Origin of the sequence: Streptomyces sp. NPDC002742 (assembly GCF_042888885.1) — a bacterium.
In the GTDB taxonomy this organism is placed as follows: domain Bacteria; phylum Actinomycetota; class Actinomycetes; order Streptomycetales; family Streptomycetaceae; genus Streptomyces.
The window spans coordinates 42,294-64,424 of the sequence record NZ_JBIAQF010000024.1; the positions used below are offsets into that span (position 1 = coordinate 42,294).

Below are 22,131 nucleotides of genomic sequence, written 5' to 3' on the forward strand. Positions count from 1 at the left end.
ACGAGCGCGAACCGGGTCAGGACCGGGCGGGGCCGGACCGGGCCGGACCGGGCGGGACCGGACCGGGCCGCATCAGGCCGGGCCCGAAACGGCATCGCCGCGTGCCGGATCACGCTGACTCGCCGCCCCGGTGCCCCCGCCCCTTCTGTGCGCGATCTCTCCGAGGAGCACGTCGACGGCGATGAACGCGGCGAGCGGGATGCCGAGCAGCGGGACGAAATAGCCGAGGACGGCGACGGCCGCGAGCGCCGGGACCACGATCTGCGGCGGCACGTGCTGCCAGGCTCCGCGCGGGATCGGCCGGCCGAACGCCGAGGCACGGCCGCGCAGCCACCACATGCGGTAGCCCCACACGACGAGCAGGATCAGCGAGAGCGCGAGCGCCATCAGGGCGATCTGATTGACCAGGCCGAAAAGCGTTCCGGTGTGGGCGTCGATGCCCCAGCGGGTCAGTTTGGCGAGCAACGGGTAGTCGGCGAAGCGGAGTTCGTCGACGACCTCGCCGCTCGCCGGGTCCACGGCCACCGCGTCCTGCTTCTCGGGCCAGCTGCGCTGGATCTGCTTCACGACGTACGCCGAGGACGCGTCGGCGGGCGGGACGATCTCGACGGGATCGCCGAGGCCCTTGGCGCGGGCGGCCGCGAGGATCGTGTCGAGGCGCTGCGGGGCCTCCTTCCCGGCGCCGGTTCCGGTTCCCGAACCGCCGTGGCCCGCGTGGTCGCCGACGGTCGTCGCCGAGATCGACGGGGTGGCCTGATGGAGGGAGGTCCGCAGGGTGTCGATGTTGGTCCCGGCGTACGTCGACCAGGTCAGGCCCGTCGCGGAGAGGAAGACGAACCCGGCGGCCGCCCAGACGCCGACCGTGCCGTGCAGTCCGAGGATGCGGCGGCGGCCGCTGGTTCCGCGCACCTTGCGGCGGTCCCGGCGGCGGCCGAACCACAGCAGGAGGCCTCCGCCCGCGATCACCCAGAGCCAGCTCGCGGCGAGTTCGCTGTACAGCCGGCCGCTCTCGCCCAGCCTGAGGTTTCCGTGCAGCCCGTCCAGCCAGGCGCGCAGCGGCAGCGCCCCGGTGGCGCCGTACTGCTCCAGCGAGCCGCGCACCTTCGCCGTGTACGGGTCGACGAACACCGCGAGGGTGCGGTCGGGGTCGACCCCCGGGACGCCGGAGAGCAGGACCCGTGTGGTGGCGTCCGCCTCCGGGGACGGGCGGACGGCCGAGACCACGCCCTCGGGGTGAGCGGCGCGGGCCGCCTCGACCTGCTCGGACAGCGGCAGCTTGTGGTCACCGGCGGGGACGGTCAGTTCATGCGCGTACACGATCTCCTCGGCCTGGAACGAGGCGGCGTACAGCAGGCCGGTAGTGGCGGCCACCAGCAGGAACGGGGCGACGAGCACCCCCGCGTAGAAGTGCAGGCGCAGGATCAGCGGGCGCAGGACGGACCTGACGCTTCTGGCCGGTGCGGGTGCGGCGGGCCGCGGGGTCGCGTCCGTCGCCGGGGAGGGAGTGGTGGGCATCGGCGGTGTTCTCCGGTCGGGCAGGGGGCGGAAAGGGGCCGTGGGTCCGGGAGCTGGGCTCCCTTCGCCGGTGGCGGTCCAGTAGTCGGGGCGTGCGGGCGGCGAGTTCCCGCGCCCGTGTGTGGCCTGCATCACAAAAGAAAAGTCGCGGGACTCGCCCTGCGCCGCTTCGATCGGCCCCATCCGGCTTGGCATCCTGGCGCGATGGCATCCGAACGTGACCGCAGTGCCCCGCGCTTCACCCTGAGCGACCTGGTCGAGGAACTCCTCGGCCATGAGGGGCCGTTGCCGATCGTCGCGGCCGGTGACCCGGTGTTGCGCCGGGGCGCGGAGCCGTTCGACGGGCAGCTGGACCCGGCGCTGCTCGCCCGGTTCGTGGCCGCTCTGCGCGCCACGATGCACGCGGCACCAGGAGTCGGCCTCGCCGCGCCCCAGGTCGGCGTGCCGCTGCGGATCGCCGTCGTCGAGGACCCGGCGCCGGTGTCGGACGAGGTGCGCGTCGCACGCGGGCGGGTGCCGCAGCCGTTCCGGGTGCTGGTCAATCCGTCGTACGTCGGGATCGGTCCGGGGCGGGCCGCGTTCTTCGAGGGCTGCCTGAGCGTTCCGGGCTGGCAGGCCGTGGTGGCCCGGCACGCCGAGGTGCGGCTGACGGCGCTGGACGAGCACGGTCACACGATCGACGAGGTGTTCAGCGGCTGGCCCGCGCGCATCGTCCAGCACGAGACGGACCACTTGGACGGCACGCTCTATCTCGACCACGCGGAGCTTCGCTCGCTGTCCTCGAACCGGGCGACGGCGGAACTCTGGGCCCAGCCGACGCCGGAGCGGGCCGCCGAGGTTCTGGGTTTCACTCTGCCCGGCTGACATCCCGGGCGGGCGTCAGCTCGGCTTCGCACCGCCGGGCCGACGCCCAGGCCCTGCCCGGCGAGCGCTCGACGGGACCTCCGGACGGTAAACCGGAGGCGGCGAGCCTGCACACGCAGGCCGACAAGATGCGCGCGCGTGTGTCGACGGCGGTGGCGGCGAAGAACATGGCCCGCCGCGCCGACCGCCTGCTCGCGGAACTGGAACCCGTCCGGCAGACGGAGCGGGTGGCCCGGATCCGGCTGCCGGAACCCGCCCGTGCGGACGCACGCCGCTCGGCGCGGTCGCCCTGACCAAGTCGTACGGCGATCTGCGGGTCCTCGGCGGAGTCGACCTCGCCGTCGACCGGGGCAGCCGTCTGCTGATCCTCGGCCCGAACGGCTCGGGCTAAGGGCTTGCAGGGAATCAAGGTGTTGCTTCCCTGCAAGCCCTTAGACCACGCTGCTGCGTCTGCTCGCCGGTCACGACAGTCCGGACGGCGGGCGGGTGACGCGCGGGCACGGGCTGCGCCTCGGCTACTTCGCGCAGGAGCACGACACGCTCGACCCCGCCGGCACGGTCCGCGGCCAACTGGCCGCCGCCGCGCCGCATCTCACCGACGGGGAGGTGCGCCGGGTGCTCGGCTCGTTCCTGTTCACGGGCGACGACGCCGACAAACGGGTCGGGGTCCTCTCCGGAGGCGAGAAGACCAGGCTCGCCCTGGCGGGGCTCGTCCACTCCGGAGCGAACGTGCTCCTCCTGGACGAGCCCACCAACAACCTCGACCCGGCCTCCCGCGCCGAGGTCCTCGCCGCGGTGGCCACGTATCCGGGTGCGCTCGTCATGGTCACCCACGACGCGGGGGCCGTCGACGCCCTGCGCCCGGACCGGGTGCTGCTGCTCCCGGACGCGGACGAGGACCTGTGGAGCGAGGAGTACCGGGAGCTGGTGTCACCGGCCTGACACCCGGGAATGCGACGGCACACCGGGCGGCGCGCGACGCGGCGCCCGGTGTGCCGCCCAGGGTCGCGTGGCACGCGGGGCGTGCGTGGCCCCCTGCGTCCCCACACGGGACCGGTCGAGGCCGGTCGCCCGGGTGGCCGCGCGCGTCACGCGTCCCGGTACGCCTCCAGGAGCCTGAGCCACACCTCGCTGACCGTCGGGTAGGACGGGACGGCGTGCCACAGACGGTCGATCGGCACCTGGCCGACGACGGCGACGGTCGCCGAGTGGATCAGTTCGCCGACTCCGGGGCCGACCAGGGTGAGGCCGAGGACGATCTCGCGGTCGAGATCGACGACCATGCGGGCCCTGCCTCGGTAGCCGTCCGCGTACAGTCCGGCGCCGGCCACCGAGGCCATGTCGACGTCCACCGCCCGCACCCGGTGACCGGCCTGCTCCGCCTCCGCGAGGGACAGACCCACGGCGGCCGCCTCGGGGTCGGTGAAGACGCACTGCGGGACGGCCGCGTGGTCGGCGGTCGCGGCGTGCGCGCCCCAGGGGTCCGACTCCAGCAGCGGTACCCCGGCGGCACGGGCCGCGATGGCGGCGCCCGCGATCCGGGCCTGGTACTTGCCCTGGTGGGTGAGCAGGGCGCGGTGGTTGACGTCGCCGACCGCGTACAGCCACTCGCTGCCGATGACCCGGAGGCTGTCGTCGACCTCGATCCACTTGCCCGGCTCCAGGCCCACGGTGTCGAGGCCCAGGTCGTCCGTGCGGGGCGCGCGGCCGGTGGCGAAGAGGATCTCGTCGGCCTCGACGCGCTCACCGGTGTCCGTGAGGGCGACCACGGTCGAGCCCTCGCGCGAGACGGCGGTCACGGAGGTGCCGGTGCGTACGTCGGCGCCCGCCTCGGCCAGCGCCTCGGCCACCAGCTCCCCGGCGAAGGGCTCCATGCGGGGCAGCAGGCCCTTGCCGCGGACCAGGAGCGTGACCTGGGAGCCGAGCGCCTGCCAGGCCGTGGCCATCTCGGCGGCGACCACACCGCCGCCCACCACGATCAGCCGTCCGGGCACGGCGTGCGCGCTGGTGGCGTCGCGGCTCGTCCACGGCTTGACCTGGGCGAGCCCCGGCAGGTCGGGGAGCAGGGCGCGGGTGCCGGTACAGACCGCGACCGCGTGCCGGGCGGTCAGCACACGGCGCTCGCCGTCGGGTCCGTCGACCGTCACGGTCCGCGATCCACCGAGGCGGCCGTGCCCGCGGTAGAAGTCGGCTCCGATGCCGTCCAGCCAGGCGAGCTGGCCGTCGTCCTTCCAGTTCGAGGTGTAGTAGTCGCGGTGGGCGAGCACCGCGGGGGCGTCGAGGGGACCCTGCACCGCCTGGGAGAGGCCGGGTACCTTGCGGGCGTCGGCGCGGGCGATGGCCGGGCGCAGGAGTGCCTTGCTGGGCATGCAGGCCCAGTAGGAGCACTCGCCGCCGACCAGTTCACTCTCCACGACCGCGGTGGAGAGGCCGGCGGCGCGGGCGCGGTCGGCGACGTTCTCCCCCACGGGTCCGGCACCGAGCACCACGACGTCGTAGGCGATGGATTCCGTTTCCGTCATGGGGCCAGTCTGGTTGCTGGTGTGCGCCGTGGCCACACGGGTACGGGCGCGGAATACGCCTCCGACGGGTGGCGTTGTGCGAACCGGCACGACCCGGACGTGAGGAAGAGGTAAATGGAATGAGCAGCACCGTCGAGCTCACCAAGGAGAACTTCGACCAGACGGTCACGGACAACGAGTTCGTCCTGATCGACTTCTGGGCGGAGTGGTGCGGGCCGTGCCGTCAGTTCGCCCCGGTGTACGAGAAGGCCGCCGCGGCCAACCCCGACCTGGTCTTCGCCAAGGTCGACACGGAGGCGCAGCCGGAGCTGGCGGCGGCCTTCGACATCCGGTCGATCCCGACCCTGATGATCGTGCGCGACCAGGTCGCGATCTACGCCCGGCCCGGCGCGCTGCCCGCCGCCGCCCTGGACACCGTCATCGAGGAGGCCCGGAAGCGGGACATGGACGAGGTGCACAGGTCGGTCGCGGCCCAGCAGGCCAAGCGCACCGAGCGGGCCGACGGCACCGAGTAGGCCGGGACGGCGTACGGCCGAGCCCGGAGCCGGACACGTCGGAGCCGTCAGCCGTCAGCCGTCAGCCGTCAGAACGGGTACGCCGCCACGTCCCCGCGCACCGTCGTCCACCGTATGTCGGTGAAGGCCTCCAGATTGGCCTCGCCGCCGAAGCGGGCGCCGGTGCCGGAGGCGGCGGTACCGCCGAAGGGTGCGACGGCCTCGTCGTTGACGGTCTGGTCGTTGATGTGGGCGATACCGGTCGGGATGCGCTCGGCGAGGTCCAGGCCGCGTGCGGTGTCCCGGGTGACGATGCCCAGGGAGAGACCGTAGGGTCCCGCGGACGCGAGGGCCGCCGCCTCGTCGAGGGTGCTGAAGGAACGCACCGGCGCGACCGGGCCGAAGACCTCCTCGGCGTAGGCCGGGGTCGAGTCGTCGACCCCGGCGAGCACGGTGGGCCGGTAGAAGAGCCGGTCGTGCGTGCCGCCCGCCGCCAGCTTCGCGCCGCTCGCCGTACTGGACTCCACCAGCCCCCGGATCTTGGCGAGTTGGGCCTGGTCGATGATGGGCCCGAGGTGCACCTGTTCGCGGTGCGGGTCGCCGACGGCCAGCGAGTCGGCCTTGGCGGCGAGCCGTTCGACGTACTCCTCGTACAGCGAGGCGTGGACCAGGTGGCGGCCGGTCGTCATGCAGATCTGGCCCTGATGGAAGAACGAGCCCCAGGCCGCTGTCGAGATGACCGCGTCGAGATCGGCGTCCGCCAGGACGACCAGGGCGGAGTTCCCGCCCAACTCCAGGTGCGCGCGCTTGAGATGACGGCCGGCCGCCTCACCGACCGCGCGTCCGGCGGCGGTCGAGCCGGTGAAGGAGATGACCGGGACCAGCGGGTCGGCGACCAGGGCCCGGCCGGCCTCGGGGCCGCCGGGCAGCACCTGCAGCAGCCCGTCCGGAAGTCCCGCCTCGGCGAACACCGCCGCGAGTGCGAGGCCGCCGCACACGGCCGTGCGCGGGTCCGGCTTCAGAACGACGCCGTTGCCGAGCGCGAGCGCCGGGGCGACCGAGCGGATCGAGAGGATCAGCGGCGCGTTGAAGGGCGCGATCACGCCCACGACACCGACCGGGACACGGCGCGTGTACGACAGACGCGGCGCCTCCGAGGGCAGGATCTGGCCCGTCGGGCGCGAGGCGAGGGCCGCCGCCTCGTAGCACTCCTGGGCGGCGACGTGCAGCTCGAAGTCCGCCTTGCCCGGGATGGAACCGGACTCCCGCACGATCCACTCGCGCAGCTCGTCGGCGTGTGCGGCGAAGAGGTCCCCGGCCCGGCGCAGGACGGCGGCGCGCGCGAAGTGCGGGGCCTTGGCCCACTCGCTCTGTGCGGCGCGGGCGGTGCGCGTGGCCGTCGCGACGTCCTCGGCGGCGGCGAGCGTGACGGTGCCGAGGCTCTCGCCGGTGGCGGGCTCGGTGACGGTGTACTCATCGCCCGAGAGCGGGCGGGACTGCCAGGTCGTGGGGTCGAGCAGCGGCATGTCGGCTCTCCGATCGTTCAGTGATCACCAGCGGGACTCAGCGGGCCCGTACGGCTCGGGGCGAGCGGAAGTCCCGTGTAGTTCGCGGCCAGTTCGGCGGCGGCGGGACGGGATGCCGTGATCCGGCGCAGTCGCGCGAGCTGCATCCGGTGTTCGAAGGCATCCCCATCTGGTTGAGCGTGCAACATCCTAGTCATGTCGTACGAGAAGCGCGTCGCCTGCCACACCCGTTCGAGGGCCAACTCCGAGTAGCGGTCGAGGAGTTCAGCCGATCCGGTGCGGTGCAGTTCGGCGAAGGCGCGCGCCAGCAGCCGTACGTCGGACACCGCGAGGTTGAGCCCCTTGGCGCCGGTGGGCGGCACGATGTGGGCGGCGTCCCCGGCCAGGAACAGCCGCCCGTGACGCATCGGCTCGTGGACCCAACTGCGCATCGGAGTGACCGACTTGGCGGTCACGGGACCACGTTCCAGCCGCCAGTCCCCGTCGACCGCGAAACGCGCGGCCAGTTCGTCCCAGACGCGTTCGTCGGGCCAGTCTGCGATGTCGGTGCCGTTCGGGACCTGGAGGTACAGCCGGGACACCGACGGGGAGCGCATGCTGTGCAGGGCGAAACCGGTGGCGCCCCTGGCGTAGATCAACTCCTCGCAGGAGGGCGGCACATCGGCGAGGATGCCGAGCCAGGAGTAGGGGTAGTCGTGCGCGTACGAACGGCTCGTCCCGGCCGGGAACGCGGCGCGCGCGATGCCGTGGGAGCCGTCGCAGCCCACCACCCAGTCACAGGTCAGCGTCCGCTCGCGGCCCTCGTGCACGAACCGCACGAGGGGCGGTCCGCTCTCCGGATTCTCCACGGCCAACGCCTCGGCCTCGAACAACAGGGGTGGCCCGTCTTCGAGTTGAAGGGTGACGAGATCCTTCACGATCTCCGTCTGGGCGTAGATCGTGACGGTCCGGCCGTCCGTGAGCCCTGGGAAGTCGATGTGGTGGCGCCCGCCCTCGAAGCGCAGCTCGATGCCGTGATGGACCAGGCCTTCCGCGTCCAGCCGCTCGCCGGCTCCGCAGGCGCGCAGCGCGTCGACCGTGCCCTGCTCCAGCATCCCGGCCCGTTGGCGCCGCTCCACGTACACGCGCGTCCTGCTCTCCAGCACGACGCAGTCGATCCCCGCCCGGTGCAGCAGCCGGGCCAGCAGAAGCCCTGCCGGGCCGCCGCCGATGATGCCGACCGTGGTCCGCATGACGCGCCTCCGGTGTCCGATGCCGCCGGGGCGAGGCTCCGGCACGGGGACCGGCCCGGTCCGCACAGGCCGGGCGAACAGGCTGCTGCCTGCCGCGGCACCAGCCTCTCTCAGCTCGACGCGCGGTGCACGACTCGTGCTCCCAGTACCTCGTGCGTCTCGGGTTCCGCGCCGGGTTCGCGGACCGCGCGGTCGACCAGTTCGGCGAGGTCGCGGCCGGAGGGCAGCTCGATGTGGACGGTGCTCAGCCGGGGCCGGAGCAGCCGGCCGAGCATGAGGTCGTCGGCTCCGACGACGGCGGTCTCCTCCGGGACGGCGACCCCTTCGTCCTGAAGGGCGCGCATCAGAAGCATGGCGTACTCGTCGTTGTAGGCGAAGACGGCGTCGAGGCCCAGTTCACGCCAGCGCGCCGCGAGCAGGGCGGCGGCCTCCTCCTCGTACGCCAGGGGCAGTTCGGTCACCGTCGCGTCCGCGTCGCGCAGCGCCCGGCGTACGCCGTCGAGGCGGGGCCGGGAGAAGATCTCCAGGCCGGTCTCCTCGGGCATCACCACGCCGATACGGCGGCGGCCCCGCGACAGCAGATGGACGCCCGCGCAGTGGCCGACCCGGTCGTGGTCCATGAGCAGCGCGTGGGCGCCCTCGACCCGTTCGGGGCCCAGCGTGACCACGGCACGGGCGCCGGCCCGCTTGAGGACCGCCACGCCCTGCGGCCCGAGCCCGCTGCCGGGCACCAGGACGGCGACCGGCCGCAGCTCGGCCCAGGCGCGGGCGGCCTCGTCGCCGCGCAGGCCGACGCTGCCGTACTGCACGACGGTGTAGTCGAGCCGGCCGAGCGCCGACTGGAGTTCGGTGAAGAACCGGTGGTAGAGCGGGCCCACGGGCACGGTCGGGGCGGGCATCAGGACCATGCGGCTGTGTCCGGCGCGCAGGCTGCGGGCGGCCGCGTGCGGGACGTAGCCGAGTTCCTCGGCGGCCTCGCGGACCCGGAGCCGGGTGGGTTCACTGATCCGGACGGCGCTGGTGTTGTTCAGGACGTACGAGACGGTCGCGCGCGAGACACCCGCGAGGCGCGCCACGTCGGCACTGGTCGGCACGGGTCGCTGTGCGGGCGCCGGCTGAGCGGACTGTTTCGGTATCTGCACCATGACGGACCGCATCCTCGCAGGGGCCCGAACCCCGCTGTGCGCCGGGGCCGCCCGGACGGCTCCCGGGATCGTGGAACTGCCGCTTCCGCAAAGGAGGTTGAGTGCCCCGTACCGGTGGACCTCGCGAGAGGTTACCGTTCGGTAGACAATGTCTTCGGAGGTGACCCGAATGGCTCCCGACCGTGCCCCAGGGCTGACGGAGAGCGCGCGTGCGCTGGCCGCGGGCGAGGTGAGTTCGCGTGAGCTGGTCGAGCGGGCGCTCGCCCGGATCGAGGCGGCGAGGGCCACGGTGAACGCCTTCCGGCTGGTGCGCGCCGAGGCCGCCCTCGCGGAGGCCGACGCGGCGGACAAGGAGCTGGCGGCGGGTGTGCGGCGGCCGCTGCTCGGGGTGCCGCTCGCGGTCAAGGACGACATGGACGTGGCGGGCGAGCCGACCGCGTTCGGCTGCCCGGGCGACCACCCGCCGGTGGCCGAGGACGGCGAGGCGGTACGCCGGCTGCGCGCGGCCGGTGCGGTCGTGATCGGCAAGACCAACACCTGCGAGCTGGGCCAGTGGCCCTTCACCGAGGGCCCCGCCTTCGGCGCGACCCGCAATCCCTGGCACCACGGGCACACTCCGGGCGGCTCGTCCGGGGGCTCCGCGGCCGCCGTGGCCGCGGGTCTGGTGCCCGCCGCGCTGGGCTCGGACGGCGCGGGCTCCGTGCGCATCCCGGCCGCCTGGACCCACCTGGTCGGCATCAAGCCGCAGCGCGGCCGGATCTCGACCTGGCCGCGCCCGGAGTCCTTCCACGGCATCACGGTCAACGGCACACTCGCCCGCACGGTCGCGGACGCGGCCCTGCTGCTGGACGCGGCGAGCGGCAGCCACGACGGCGATCTGCACCGGCCCGCCGCGCTCCGGGTCCGCGACGCCGTGGGCCGCGATCCGGGCCGGCTGCGCATCGCTCTGTCGCTGAAGCCGCCCTTCACCGCGGTGCCCGCACGGCTCGACCCCGCCGTACGCGCGAAGGTCCTCGCGCTCGCGGAGCGGCTCGCCGGGCTCGGCCACACGGTGGAGGAGGCCGAGCCGCGCTACGGACGGATCGGGCTCGCGTTCCTCCCGCGCGCCACGGCCGGCATCGCGGAACGCGTGCGCGACGCGCCGTTCCCCGAGCTCCTCGACCGGCGCACCCACGACGCCGCGCGCCTTGGCCGGCTGCTCGGCGGGGCGCCGCTGCGGGCCGCCCGCCGCGCCGAGGCCGCGCTGCAACAGCGCGTCGGCGCGCTCTTCGACACCTACGACGTGCTGCTCGCGCCGACGACCGCCGCTCCCCCGCCGCGGATCGGCGCGATGCTCGGCCTGAGCGGCTTCGGCACCGACCGGGCCATGATCGCCGCCTGCCCGTACGCCTGGCCCTGGAACGTACTCGGCTGGCCCGGCGTCAACGTCCCCGCGGGCTTCGTCGGCGAAGGGCTCCCGGTCGGCGCGCAGTTGCTCGGCCCGGCGGACAGCGAGCCGCTGCTCGTGTCGCTGGCCGGGCAGTTGGAGGCGGACCGGCGCTGGCACGAACAGTGGCCGTCCCACGAAGCCGTCAAGGACTCCCCGGCCGCATAGGGGAGTTCCGGCCTTACGCTGTGACCATGGACGATGCGTCGATGGTCGGTTTGATGGGACGGGTCACCGGCACGGTCGGACCCGGGCTCGTCGGTGAGGTGATCGTCCGGGTGCGCGGCGGCGCCGAGCACTTCCTCGCGTACGCGGCCGCCCCACAGGACCGCATCGAGCGCGGCACGGTGGTCATGGTGGTGGAGTACCTGGCGCCGCGCACGGTGTACGTCTCGGCCGCCTACGACAGCTGACGCGCGCCGGGACGGCCGGCGACACGGCGGAACCGTAGCGGACTCGCCCCGTCCATACGACAGTTGAGCTGCCCTCGTCCCAGGTGAGAGCCGTATGCGTCAAGAACGCAACAAGGATTCCCCCACCTCTGTACCCCGGTGTCGGCGAGGAGCACACTCCCTTCGTTCGGTGCCGATAGGGCACCATCAAAAGGGGGCGTATGCCGATGATTGTCGGCGTCGTGGCGGGGGCGGTTGTCCTCGCACTGATCTTCATCGTTGTGGTCTTCAAGCTCATGTGGCGTGTCGCGGAGCCCAACGAAGCACTGATCATCTCCGGTTCGAAGCATCGGACCGAGGGCCTCGAAGAGGGCATGGGTTTCCGCATCGTGACGGGGCGCGGCACGCTGGTGCTGCCGGGTGTGCAGGCGGTGCGGAAGATCTCGCTCGACCTCAACGAGACCGAACTGCACGTGGACTGCGTGACCACCCAGGGCATTCCGCTGAAGGTGCGGGGTGTGGTCATCTTCAAGGTGGGCGACGACTTCGTGTCGATCGCCAACGCGGGCCGCCGATTCCTCGACCAGCAGAAGATGATGGCCGAGCGGGTGCACAACGTGTTCGCCGGTCATCTGCGGTCCATCGTCGGCGGGTTGACCGTAGAGGACATGATCCGCGACCGGGAGAAGCTGACCGGCCAGACCCGGGCCGCGTGCGGTACGGAGATGGAGAAGCTCGGTCTGATCGTCGACTCGCTGCAGATCCACGAGATCGAGGACCCGACCGGGTACATCAAGAACCTCGCGATGCCGCACGCCGCCGCCGTACAGCGGGACGCGCGCATCGCGCAGGCGGAGGCGAACCGTCTCGCCACCGAGGCCGAACAGAAGGCCGCGGCACGGATGTCGGAGGCGACCCGGGACAGCGAGATCCTCCAGGCCGGCTACCAGGCGGAGCGCGACAAGGCGGCGGCGAAGGCCCGGCAGGCCGGACCGCTCGCGGACGCCGCCGCCCGGCAGGACGTCGTCGTGCAGGAAACCCGGATCGCCGAGCTCGACGCTCTCCGTCGCGAGCAGCAGCTCCAGGCGGACGTCCGCAAGCCGGCGGACGCCCAGGCGTACGAGACGCGGGCCCGTGCCGAGGCCGAACGTGACGCGCGGATCTCGGCGGCGCAGGCCAAGGCCAAGGAGACCGAGCTCGCGGCCACGGCCGAGGCGAACCGGGTCAAGACGGCCGCCAACGCGGAGGCCGAGGCCACGAAGGCCCGGGGTGCGGCCGCCGCGATGGCCACCAGGGCCACCGGTGAGGCCGAGGCGGCAGCGGCCCAGGCCAAGGGGCTCGCCGCCGCCGAGGCGACCCGCGCACAGGGCCTCGCGGAGGCGGAGACCATCAAGGCGCGGGCCGCCGCGCTCGCCGAGAACCAGGAAGCGGTGGTCGCCCAGCAACTCGCCGAGAACTGGCCGGAGATCGTGCAGGCGGGCGCGAGCGCGTTCGGCAACGTGGATCACATGGTGCTGCTCAACGGGGCCGACGGCATGTCGGAGATGTTCGCCAAAGCGCTCACCATGGGCGGCACCGGCCTGGGCCTCGCCCGCCAGTTGCTCTCGACGATGAACCCGGAGGGCGGCCCGGCCAAGAACCCGGCCCCCGAGCTCAACGGGTTCGTGCCGCCGCGCACCGAGAAGGTGCCCGTGGAGAAGGACGAGGGGTGAGGCAGACGCGCTGAGGCGCACAGGCACCAGAGGTTCTGATCAATGAGGCTCGGGCGTACGGGAGTTGGATCACAGCTCCGGTACGCCCGACGCCGTACGTCAGACGTCGCGGGGAAGTTGGACATCCACTCCCGTACGCCCGACGCCGTACGGCCCCGGACCCGCCCGCCGCGGCGCCCGGCGCAGGCTCTACCGTGGCCCGCGTGACTGCCTTTACCGAAGACGACGTTCCCGGCCGCTACGGCCCCTCCGCGACCTCCGAGGCCGAGCCCCGCGAGGTCGGCCCCGTGAAGACCGAGTACTCCCCCGCGCACGACGGCGACCCCGATCCCGGCGAGATCGTCTGGACGTGGGTGCCCTTCGAGGAGAACGACGGCCGGGGCAAGGACCGCCCGGTGCTGGTCGTCGCCCGGGAGGCCGCGGGGACGCTGCTGGCGGTGCAACTGTCCAGCAAGGAACACAACGACGACCGCGAGTGGGTGGCGATAGGTTCCGGCCCCTGGGACAAGTCCGGCCGCGCCTCCTGGGTGAACGTCGACCGGGTGCTCCGCGTCCACGACCAGGGCATGCGCCGCGAGGCCTGCGCCCTGGACCGGGGACGCTTCAACCTCGTCGTCAACCGGCTCAAGGAGCTCTACCGCTGGAGGTAGCCCGGTCAGGGCACGGTCTGGTGACGGTTTCCCGCAGCAGGCGTTCGCAAGATCATGTGATGTCAGTCGGCCTCGCTACCCTGCGGTGCTCTTGTTCACATCGATCTTGGGAAACCTTTTGAGCACACCGCCATCCCCCTTTGGCTCTCCCACTGCTCCGCCGCCGGCTGCGGCAGCGGAGCAGTTCGGTCCCGTGTCCGGCCAGCTCCCGCCGTACGGGTACGGTCCGGCCTGCCGTTTCTTTGACATCCTCCCCCTCTTAAAAGAGGGGGATTCCAACCCAGAGGGGTTGAGGTTCACGGGCGTTCGGACGGCCGGTGGCCGTTGTCGCCCCTCCGGCACCGGCTGAGCGCCGGGGGTGGGGGATCCCGCCCTGTCCTGCCGCGACGTTGACTGCTGCGTTCTCATCGGCGTTGCAGGCGAAGCCGCAGGAGGAACAGACGAACTCGGCTTGGCTCTTGCGCGAGTTCTTGTCGATCCAGCCACAGGCGCTGCACCGCAGGGAGGTGGAAGTCGACGGGTGAGGCGCCCAGACGAGGGCGCGTCACGCTCCCCGGGGCCCGAATGCGAACGCCTGCCCGAATGCGAGGTATGTGGTCCGGCCCGGAGTGCGGTCCAGGATCCCGAACACCACCTGGTCGAAGCACCCCTCGAAGCGGCCCCCGACCAGCAGCCCGCGGAAGGCCTGGGCCACCTGCGCCGGATCGTTCTGGAACACCCCGCAGCCCCAGGCCCCGAGGACCAGGCGACGGTAGCCGTGGGCGGCGGCCGTCTCCAGGACACGTTCGGCGCGGAGCGCGAGGGCGCCCGGCAGGTCGGCCGCGCGCTGCGGGGCGGTGCGCAGGACGACTCCCGCGTTGGGCGCCGCCGCGGTCAGGAATCCGGCCGGGAACGGCTCGTCCAGGAGCCCGCCCCGGTCGTCCCGGAAGACGGGTACTCCGGGTGAGTGAATGACACGGTCCGTGTAGAACGCGTCACGGTGGGCGCGGTGATGGTCGTAGAAATCCCGGGCCCGCAGGAGACAGGTGTACAGCGCGGAGGCCCGGCAGAGGGCCTCCTCCTGGGCCTGGGCGCCGTTCAGATATCCGCCGCCGGGATTGCGCGCCGAGGAGAAGTTGAGCACGGCGACCGGGTCCACACCCAGGGTGGTGAGCCGGTGGGCCGCCTCCAGGCTGCTCTCGCCCGTGACCTCGAACAAGGTACCGACGGAGGTCACCGACGGTGTCTCCACCGGTTCCGGACCGTACAGGCGTGTCCCGGCCCGCGCGCTCTCGACCGCCGCGGCGATGGACACCGTGCCCCCGGAGGGGGCGCGATAGCCACCCGCCGCCACGATCTCCTCGGTCTCCCGCGCGATCGCACGCAGGCGCGCGCTCATGGCGCGACCCCCGTACGCGCCACGGGCGCGGCCTGCGTGCGCTCCCCCGTCGTGCCCATGAACGCATCGTGAGCGATGCTGGTCCTGCGGCGCAACAGAGTTTCGCGGCCCCGCAAACATGGTTTCCCGGTCCCGAAAGCGAGCATTTGCACCCTTGTGCGAACCGCCGCGAGGGTCTTGGGTGGACGGGTGATTGTCGGCCCGGCCCACCAGACCCCGGGCCGGCGGCATGCTGGAATCTCAGGAGGATCCCTACATGTCCGATTCGGTGAGTGACTGTACGGAGCGACGGCGCTCCGCCGTCACCGAGGCCGAGGTGGAGGCGCTGGTCCGCGGCATCTGCTTCAAGACCGGTCCGCCCCGCTTCCTCGGTGTCGAAGTTGAATGGCTCGTCCACGAGCTGCGCAGGCCGCGGCTCCCCGTACCGCCTGAACGACTCGAAGCGGCGTACGCCGCACTGCGGACCCTGCCCCTGCGTTCGGCGCTCACCGTCGAACCCGGTGGTCAGCTGGAGCTCAGCTCCGTTCCCGCCGCCTCCCTCATGGAGTGCGTGGAGTCCGTCTCGGCCGACCTCGACGCCGTCCGCGCGACCTTGCGCGAGACGGGTCTCGGCCTCAGTGGTTACGGCCAGGACCCCTGGAACCCCCCGAGCCGCTATCTCCATGAGCCCAGGTACGACGCCATGGAGCGCTGCCTCGACCGCGCGGGACCCGAGGGCCGCGCCATGATGTGCACGTCGGCGTCGGTCCAGGTGTGCCTCGACGCAGGCTACGAGGAGCCGGGCCCGCTCGGGCACGGCCGCCGCTGGTGGCTGGCCCACCAGCTCGGCGCGGTCCTGGTGGCCGCGTTCGCGCACTCCCCGATGGCCCGGGGGCGGCACACCGGCTGGCGCTCGACACGGCAGTCGCTGTGGGCGTCGATGGACCCCGGGCGCAGCGACGCGCCCGCTCTGGGCGGCGATCCCCGTGCCGCGTGGGCCCGCCGTGTGCTGGACGCGCCGGTGATGTGCGTACGGGCGCCCGAGGCACCCTGGGACGTCCCGGAGGACCTGAGTTTCCGGGACTGGACCCGGTCCGGCGCGCCTCCGGACCGGGCGGACCTCGACTACCACATGACGACGCTGTTCCCGCCGGTGCGGCCGCGCGGCCATCTTGAACTGCGCATGATCGACGCGCAGCCTGGCGAGAACGGCTGGATCGTGCCGCTCGCGGTGACGGCGGCGCTCTTCGACGACCCGGAAGCGGCCGAGGTCGCCTACCGGACCGTGAAGCCGCTCGCGGAGCGGGCGGGCCCCGGTCCGGCGCCGCGCAACCCGCTGTGGCGGGACGCCGCGCGGCTGGGACTCGCCGATCCCGAGCTGCGCGAGGCCGCGGCGGTCTGTTTCGCGGCGGCGTCCGAGGCGCTGCCCCGGCTCGGTGCCACCACCGAGGTCCTCGAAGCGGTCGCGGAGTTCACCGAGCGCTATGTGGCACGGGGCCGCTGCCCCGCCGACGACCTGGTCGGCGTGGTCCGTTCGCAGCACGACGGTCGATCCGGGAGCCGCTCCGACGGCCGCCCGCACGGTCGGTCCGACGGGAAGGAAATCAGCTCATGACCGGCACGACCGCCCCCGGTCCGCTCACGGATCCGGAGTCGCTCAGGCGGCGCGCGCTGGACGCGCTGACCACCGCCCGGGAGCGCACCGCCCTCCTCACCTCGTGCGTGGAGGACCCCGACCTGACCGCGCAGCACTCGCCCCTGATGTCCCCGCTGGTGTGGGACCTCGCGCACATCGGCAACCAGGAGGAGCTGTGGCTGCTGCGGGAGGTCGCGGGGCGTGAGGCGATGCGGCCCGAGATCGACGGACTCTACGACGCCTTCGAGCACGCGCGTTCCGAACGGCCCAGACTGCCGCTGCTGCCGCCCGCCGAGGCCCGTACGTACGCGGCCGAGGTGCGGGGCCGGGCGATCGACGTCCTGGAGAGCGCGGCGTTCCGGGGCACCCGGCTGACCGAGTCGGGATTCGCCTTCGGCATGATCGCGCAGCACGAACAGCAGCACGACGAGACCATGCTGATCACCCATCAGCTCCGTCGGGGGCCCGCCGCCCTCACGGCACCGGACCCCGAGCCCGTGCCGCCGTTCGACGGACCCGCCGAAGTCCTGGTGCCCGGGGGCACGTTCGTGATGGGCACGTCCACCGAGCCATGGGCGCTCGACAACGAACGTCCCGCGCACCGGCGTACGGTCCCGTCGTTCTTCATCGACACCACTCCCGTCACGAACGCCGCCTACCAGGCCTTCATCGAGGACGGCGGCTACGGCGAGCCGCGCTGGTGGACCCCCGAGGGCTGGGACCACATCCGCGAACACGGCATCGAGGCGCCGCTGTTCTGGCGGCGCGAGGGCGGGCAGTGGCTGAGGCGGCGCTTCGGTGTCACCGAGGTCGTGCCGCCGGACGAGCCCGTCCTGCACGTGTGCTGGTACGAGGCCGACGCGTACGCGCGCTGGGCGGGGCGGCGGCTGCCCACCGAGGCCGAGTGGGAGAAGGCGGCCCGCCACGACCCGGCGTCCGGCCGTTCCACCCGCTACCCCTGGGGTGACGAGGACCCCTCCCCGGCGCACGCCAACCTGGGTCAGCGCCATCTGCGCCCGGCCCCGGCGGGAAGCTACCCGGCCGGCGCGTCGCCGCTCGGCGTGCGGCAGTTGATCGGCGACGTGTGGGAGTGGACGTCGAGTGATCTGGAGCCGTACCCCGGCTTCGTCGCCTTCCCCTACCGGGAGTACTCGGAGGTGTTCTTCGGCCCGGAGTACAAGGTGCTGCGCGGCGGCTCGTTCGCGGTGGACCAGGTGGCCTGCCGGGGCACGTTCCGCAACTGGGACTACCCGATCCGGCGGCAGATCTTCTCCGGGTTCCGCACGGCCCGCGACGGGGATTCCTGATGTGCCGTCATCTGGCGTTCCTGGGAGACGAGGAGAGGCTCGGCGCGCTCCTCGTGGAGCCGGCGCACAGCCTGTTCCGGCAGTCGTGGGCACCCCGGCGGCAGCGGCACGGGACGGTCAACGCCGATGGCTTCGGGGTGGGTTGGTACGCCGAGGGCGACCCCGTCCCGGCCCGCTACCGGCGCACCGGCCCCATCTGGGGCGACCTGTCGTTCGCGGACCTGGCCCGGGTGGTCGGGACGCGGGCGCTGCTCGCCGCGGTGCGGGACGCGACCGTGGCGGGCGCGGACGGGGAGGCCGCGGCGGCGCCGTTCGCCGCGGGCCCATGGCTGTTCAGCCACAACGGCGCGGTCGCCGGGTGGCCGGACACACTCGCGCCCCTCGTATCGGGCCTGCCCGCGGCCGAGTTGCTGTCGCTGGAGGCCCGGTGCGACGCGGCGTTCGTGTGGGCGCTCGTCCTGCACCGGCTGCGCGCCGGTGACGAGGAGGGCCAGGCGCTGGCCGACACGGTCCTGGAGGTCGCCGAGGCGGCCCCCGGGTCCCGGCTCAACCTGCTGCTCACCGACGGCGGGACGATCACCGCGACCGCCTGGGGCGACACCCTCTGGTACCTGCTCGATCCGGGTCGTCGCACCCTCGTGGCCTCCGAGCCGCACGACGACGACCCGCGCTGGAGGGAGGTCCCCGACCGCACCCTCCTCACCGCGAACCGCACCGAGGTACTGCTCACCCCGCTCAAGGACATGAGCGACGACATGGCATCCGCACAGCGCAAGGAGCCCCGTACGTGAGTCCGTTCCTGCTGACCCGCACCCTTCCCGAGGACGCCACGGACGCGGCCCTGCGTGCCGACGTCCTGCACGGCCTCGGACACCTGCCCAAGACACTGCCGCCGAAGTGGTTCTACGACGCCCTCGGCAGCGAGCTCTTCGAGAAGATCACCGAACTCCCGGAGTACTACCCGACCCGCGCCGAACGCGAGATCCTGCTGACGCGGGCCGGGGAGATCGCCGCGGCGAGCGGTGCGCGCACCCTCGTCGAGCTCGGTTCGGGCTCGTCGGACAAGACCCGGCATCTTCTGGACGCGCTGCCGGACCTGCACACCTACGTGCCCGTGGATGTCAGCGAGAGCGCGCTCACCCAGGCCGGGCACGCGCTGATCGCCGAGCGGCCCGGCCTGAACGTGCACGCGCTGATCGCCGACTTCACCGGCGGTCTCGCGCTCCCGGACACTCCCGGGCCACGGCTCGTGGCCTTCCTCGGCGGCACCATCGGCAATCTGCTGCCCGCCGAGCGCGCGACGTTCCTGGCGTCCGTACGGGCCCTGCTGTCGCCCGGCGACACCCTGCTGCTCGGTACCGACCTGGTCAAGGACGAGTCGGTCCTCGTGCGCGCCTACGACGACGCGGCCGGTGTCACGGCGGCGTTCAACAAGAACGTGCTGAGCGTCGTCGACCGTGAACTCGGCGCCGACTTCGACCCCGACGCGTTCGAGCATGTCGCGCTCTGGGACGCCGAGAACGAGTGGATCGAGATGCGGCTGCGGTCACGGATCGAGCAGACCGTGAAGATCCCCGCCCTCGACCTGGCCGTCCACTTCGCGCAGGGTGAGGAACTGCGGACGGAGATCTCGGCGAAGTTCCGCGAGGACGGCGTCCGCGCCGAACTGGCCGCGGCGGGCTTCGGCCTGACCCACTGGTGGACGGACACGGAGGGCCGCTTCGCGCTGTCGCTGAGCACGGCGGCGTAGTACCGGTCCGGACGGTGGTGGTCCGGTGCGCGCCGTGGACGACGGCCGGACCCGACCGACCGGACTCACCTTCGAGCGGTCTCCGGGGTGGAGCAACTCACCTCGGAGACCGCTTCGATGAGACCCGCGGTCGACACGAAGTCTCACGGGCGCCCGTCGGACTGCCGGCACCGGGTCGCGCCCTGGCCCTGAAGACCCGGCGCCCTCTCGAGGTACCTATCGCCGGCTGGTGCCGAGGAAGGCGCCATGCCACGAGTGGTACCAGACCTGGCCGGTGTAGGCGTTGACCGACAACATGCCGGTGATCTTCCCCGACTTCATGCTGTGCAGGGTGTAGTAGCCGGGGTACGCCTCCGGGTCGCCCGCGGTCAGCGCGCCGTCCTGGCCATGGAGCCACCGCTGGGCGCCGCTGCGGGCCTGCGCGGCCGAGATACGGGTCCGGCCCTGCCGGCCGGAGTGCAGGCCGTATTCGGTGTTCCACATCATCGCCGGGCCGTACTCGATCTGCACCGCTCCGTCAGCGGGGTTGACCAGGACCTCGGTCGCAGGACGGCCGCCGGTGGTTTCGAGTTCGGCGTAGAAGTTCCGGGAGAACCGCATGATCTCGCCGACGCGCAGCCCCAGTCTGTTCGCGAAGGCCGTGGCCCGCTGGCGGGCCGCGTCGAGGGTGCGTACCTGGTTGCCGTCGCCGGCCAGCCACCAGTTGCCCATCATTCCCGGGCCCATCATGCCGGGCCCCCAGGATCCTGAGCCGTCTCCCATCATTCCGGAGCCCCGGCCGCCGCTCCACGCGGACGGTCCCCAGCCACTGGTCGGGCCCACGGTGGGTGTGCCGGCCGCGGGGGCGGTCGAGCTGTCGCCGCCGGAGCTCGTGGGGGTCGGGCCGGCCCACACGCCGGGGGTACGGCTGGGCATCGTGCCGGTACCGGCGTTGTCGCTGTTCGCGCCGCACGCGCCGAGGACGGCGGTGCCCGCCAGAACCAGGGCCGCGACGGTGGCGGTCTGTTGCGTACGGTGGCGGCTCATGGTCCTCACGTCTCCCGAATGGTGCCGCCCGGCACAGCCGTGGTGGCCGACGACTCTTCGTACAGACTCTCGCCGACCGTGCGGCAGCCCCAGAGGCCGTCCGGCCCCCACCGACGACAACCGGCCCTCCGGTCCGGGAGCGTCCGCCTACCGAGACGTCCGCCTGCCGGGAGCGTCCGTCTTCCGAGGGCGGGATTCGGTCCGATGCCTCAACGGCCGGCAGGCACACGGTCATCCGTGGGTCCGTGGGCGAAACCGACGCCGTCCGGATCGGGGCACCGCGGCCACGGCACGGGACGGCCATGCCGCCCGACCGACCGAAGTCACTGTCCGGCGATACGAGACCCCTCGGACCGGTAGGCGTGGTCAGTCACCCGGGCGGTGACGCTCGCCGTAAGGGACAACCGCGACGGGGCAGTGCGCATGGTGCAGCACAGCGTGGACGACGCGCCCCAACGGGGTGCCTGGTGCGTGTGCGGGCCGACGGGCGCCGACCACAACCAGGTCCGCATGAGCGGACTCGTCGACAAGGGCACCGGCCGGGGAGTGGGCTCGCACCAGTTCACTGGTCACCGTCAGATCGGGAAACTCGTCCCGCACGGGCGCTATGAGGCGGGCGATGGAGCTCGCCTGCTGCTCGGCGACCTCCGTGAGGTCACCGAGCAGCGGCACCATGCTCCCGGCGTACTGGTAATAGGTGTAGGCGCTCAGCACGCGCAGCGAGGCCTTGCGGCGGTCGGCGGTCTGTGCCGCGAACCGCATCACGTCGAGGTCACGCTCGTCGCGTGCGGCGACCAGCACGACGCCTGTCGTGACGTGGTCGGGCGTCCCGCGCACCACGACGACAGGAGCGGTCGCGCAAGCCGCGACCCGGAGCCCCACCGAGCCGAGCAGGAGCGCCGAGAACCCTCCGGCCCCACGGGAACCCACCACGATGAGGCCGTCGTCGCCCGCTTCGCCGAGCAGTGCCGGGGCAGCGCCGTCCCGGCTGACCTTGGAGGTGACCCGGAGCCCCGGGGCCTGCTCTTCCGCTTGTGCGGCCGCCCGTTCCACGGTGTCCAGGCCGATGTCGAGCACCCGCTGGACCACGGAGTCGGGGGACAGTTTCGCGCCCCAGGTGTCGAGGCCGGTAGCGCACACGATGTGCAGCGGCACGCCCCTGGACGCCGCTTCGAGGGCGGCCCACCGTACCGCCGGCGCGGCACCCTCGGATCCGTCTGCCCCCACAACGATCGGTCCGTGCACGGCAGCCATGATCCCTCCAAGGTTCAACGCCATTCCACCGTGACATCGCGTAGGGAGCCCGGGAAGTGCCAGTCGTCCCCGGGAAGGTGCCGGTCGTCCCCGAGGGCGGGGCCGACCGGCCCAAAGAGAGGACGGCCGGGTCAGCCCCAGTGCGTACGGAGACGATCCGGTGTGTTCCTGCTCCGCAGATCATTCGCGCGGCCCACGGCCGCGGCGGGCCCACGCGGGGCCCGCCGCGGGCGGGCGCGTTCCGCCAGTTGTCGTGCTTGATCTCGACGTGCTTGGCCTCCGCCTTCTCGGCACCCGGACCCACGCGGACGGTCAGGAAGTTC

Annotated in this window: 18 protein-coding genes and 2 pseudogenes; 11 read left to right on the plus strand and 9 right to left on the minus strand. The window is 72.7% G+C overall.

What is annotated here, in order from left to right; translation table 11 throughout:
- Nucleotides 1-72: 72 nt before the first annotated feature.
- Nucleotides 73-1,515 (minus strand): PepSY-associated TM helix domain-containing protein, encoded by a 1,443-nt coding sequence (locus tag ACFYW8_RS33460; protein WP_389086407.1) that lies wholly within the window; start codon nt 1,513-1,515, stop codon nt 73-75.
- A gap of 204 nt (nt 1,516-1,719) precedes the next feature.
- Between ACFYW8_RS33460 and ACFYW8_RS33465 the strand changes: the two genes are divergently transcribed.
- Together ACFYW8_RS33465 and ACFYW8_RS33470 are read left to right on the plus strand one after the other, a co-directional pair.
- Nucleotides 1,720-2,379, plus strand: coding sequence for a peptide deformylase (locus ACFYW8_RS33465; RefSeq protein WP_389086413.1), 660 nt, complete (start codon nt 1,720-1,722; stop codon nt 2,377-2,379).
- 95 nt (nt 2,380-2,474) lie between these two features.
- Nucleotides 2,475-3,321: pseudogene (locus tag ACFYW8_RS33470) on the plus strand (ATP-binding cassette domain-containing protein); the annotation flags it as partial.
- 146 nt (nt 3,322-3,467) lie between these two features.
- Here the strand turns inward: ACFYW8_RS33470 and ACFYW8_RS33475 are convergent.
- Nucleotides 3,468-4,901: a dihydrolipoyl dehydrogenase family protein gene (locus ACFYW8_RS33475; protein WP_389086418.1), complete on the minus strand. Its 1,434-nt coding sequence runs from the start codon at nt 4,899-4,901 to the stop codon at nt 3,468-3,470.
- A gap of 119 nt (nt 4,902-5,020) precedes the next feature.
- On the opposite strand from ACFYW8_RS33475, the gene trxA reads away from it, so the two are divergent.
- Nucleotides 5,021-5,416 (plus strand): thioredoxin, encoded by a 396-nt coding sequence (trxA, locus tag ACFYW8_RS33480; RefSeq protein WP_389086423.1) that lies wholly within the window; start codon nt 5,021-5,023, stop codon nt 5,414-5,416.
- Nucleotides 5,417-5,484: 68 nt separating this feature from the next.
- Here trxA and ACFYW8_RS33485 read toward each other — a convergent pair whose 3' ends face one another.
- The 3 genes from ACFYW8_RS33485 to ACFYW8_RS33495 all read right to left on the minus strand — a co-directional run bounded on the left by ACFYW8_RS33485 (nt 5,485) and on the right by ACFYW8_RS33495 (nt 9,298).
- Nucleotides 5,485-6,921 (minus strand): benzaldehyde dehydrogenase, encoded by a 1,437-nt coding sequence (locus tag ACFYW8_RS33485; protein WP_365869924.1) that lies wholly within the window; start codon nt 6,919-6,921, stop codon nt 5,485-5,487.
- A 17-nt stretch (nt 6,922-6,938) separates the two neighbouring features.
- Entirely contained in the window at nt 6,939-8,153 is a 1,215-nt protein-coding gene (locus tag ACFYW8_RS33490) for a 4-hydroxybenzoate 3-monooxygenase (protein ID WP_389086432.1), read from the minus strand.
- Between the two features lie 110 nt (nt 8,154-8,263).
- Complete coding sequence (locus tag ACFYW8_RS33495; protein ID WP_389086437.1) at nt 8,264-9,298, minus strand: LacI family DNA-binding transcriptional regulator; 1,035 nt, start codon at nt 9,296-9,298, stop codon at nt 8,264-8,266.
- A 169-nt stretch (nt 9,299-9,467) separates the two neighbouring features.
- Here ACFYW8_RS33495 and ACFYW8_RS33500 point away from each other — a divergent pair, with 169 nt between their 5' ends.
- From ACFYW8_RS33500 to ACFYW8_RS33515, 4 genes are all read left to right on the plus strand, one after another.
- Nucleotides 9,468-10,892, plus strand: coding sequence for an amidase (locus ACFYW8_RS33500; protein ID WP_389086444.1), 1,425 nt, complete (start codon nt 9,468-9,470; stop codon nt 10,890-10,892).
- Between the two features lie 26 nt (nt 10,893-10,918).
- Nucleotides 10,919-11,137, plus strand: coding sequence for a hypothetical protein (locus ACFYW8_RS33505; protein WP_365869920.1), 219 nt, complete (start codon nt 10,919-10,921; stop codon nt 11,135-11,137).
- Nucleotides 11,138-11,337: 200 nt separating this feature from the next.
- Entirely contained in the window at nt 11,338-12,828 is a 1,491-nt protein-coding gene (locus ACFYW8_RS33510) for a flotillin family protein (RefSeq protein ID WP_389086452.1), read from the plus strand.
- 203 nt (nt 12,829-13,031) lie between these two features.
- On the plus strand, nt 13,032-13,478 hold the full coding sequence (locus ACFYW8_RS33515) for a type II toxin-antitoxin system PemK/MazF family toxin (protein ID WP_365869918.1): 447 nt from the start codon (nt 13,032-13,034) through the stop codon (nt 13,476-13,478).
- Between the two features lie 259 nt (nt 13,479-13,737).
- Here the strand turns inward: ACFYW8_RS33515 and ACFYW8_RS33520 are convergent.
- Both ACFYW8_RS33520 and ACFYW8_RS33525 read right to left on the minus strand, forming a co-directional pair.
- Nucleotides 13,738-13,983, minus strand: a pseudogene (locus ACFYW8_RS33520) (zinc ribbon domain-containing protein); the annotation flags it as partial.
- A 39-nt stretch (nt 13,984-14,022) separates the two neighbouring features.
- A complete protein-coding gene (locus ACFYW8_RS33525) occupies nt 14,023-14,856 on the minus strand; it encodes a TIGR02452 family protein (protein WP_389086461.1) in 834 nt (277 codons plus the stop codon).
- A gap of 256 nt (nt 14,857-15,112) precedes the next feature.
- Here ACFYW8_RS33525 and egtA point away from each other — a divergent pair, with 256 nt between their 5' ends.
- Genes egtA through egtD form a run of 4 tightly spaced genes read left to right on the plus strand, consistent with a single transcriptional unit; the run spans nt 15,113 to nt 19,528 of the window.
- A complete protein-coding gene (egtA, locus tag ACFYW8_RS33530; protein ID WP_365869915.1) occupies nt 15,113-16,450 on the plus strand; it encodes an ergothioneine biosynthesis glutamate--cysteine ligase EgtA in 1,338 nt (445 codons plus the stop codon).
- Nucleotides 16,447-17,778, plus strand: a complete 1,332-nt coding sequence (egtB, locus tag ACFYW8_RS33535) for an ergothioneine biosynthesis protein EgtB (RefSeq protein ID WP_389086467.1) — start codon at nt 16,447-16,449, stop codon at nt 17,776-17,778. Before egtA ends, egtB begins: the two co-directional genes overlap by 4 nt.
- Nucleotides 17,778-18,569 carry an ergothioneine biosynthesis protein EgtC gene (egtC, locus tag ACFYW8_RS33540; protein WP_389086472.1) on the plus strand — a complete coding sequence of 264 codons (792 nt, stop codon included), beginning with the start codon at nt 17,778-17,780 and terminating at the stop codon, nt 18,567-18,569. The genes egtB and egtC overlap by 1 nt, the downstream gene beginning before the upstream one ends.
- Nucleotides 18,566-19,528 carry an L-histidine N(alpha)-methyltransferase gene (egtD, locus tag ACFYW8_RS33545; protein WP_389086477.1) on the plus strand — a complete coding sequence of 321 codons (963 nt, stop codon included), beginning with the start codon at nt 18,566-18,568 and terminating at the stop codon, nt 19,526-19,528. Before egtC ends, egtD begins: the two co-directional genes overlap by 4 nt.
- A 216-nt stretch (nt 19,529-19,744) precedes the next feature.
- Here egtD and ACFYW8_RS33550 read toward each other — a convergent pair whose 3' ends face one another.
- Entirely contained in the window at nt 19,745-20,554 is an 810-nt protein-coding gene (locus tag ACFYW8_RS33550; protein WP_365869911.1) for a hypothetical protein, read from the minus strand.
- A gap of 366 nt (nt 20,555-20,920) precedes the next feature.
- Complete coding sequence (locus ACFYW8_RS33555; RefSeq protein WP_389086485.1) at nt 20,921-21,808, minus strand: universal stress protein; 888 nt, start codon at nt 21,806-21,808, stop codon at nt 20,921-20,923.
- Nucleotides 21,809-22,131 lie beyond the last annotated feature (323 nt).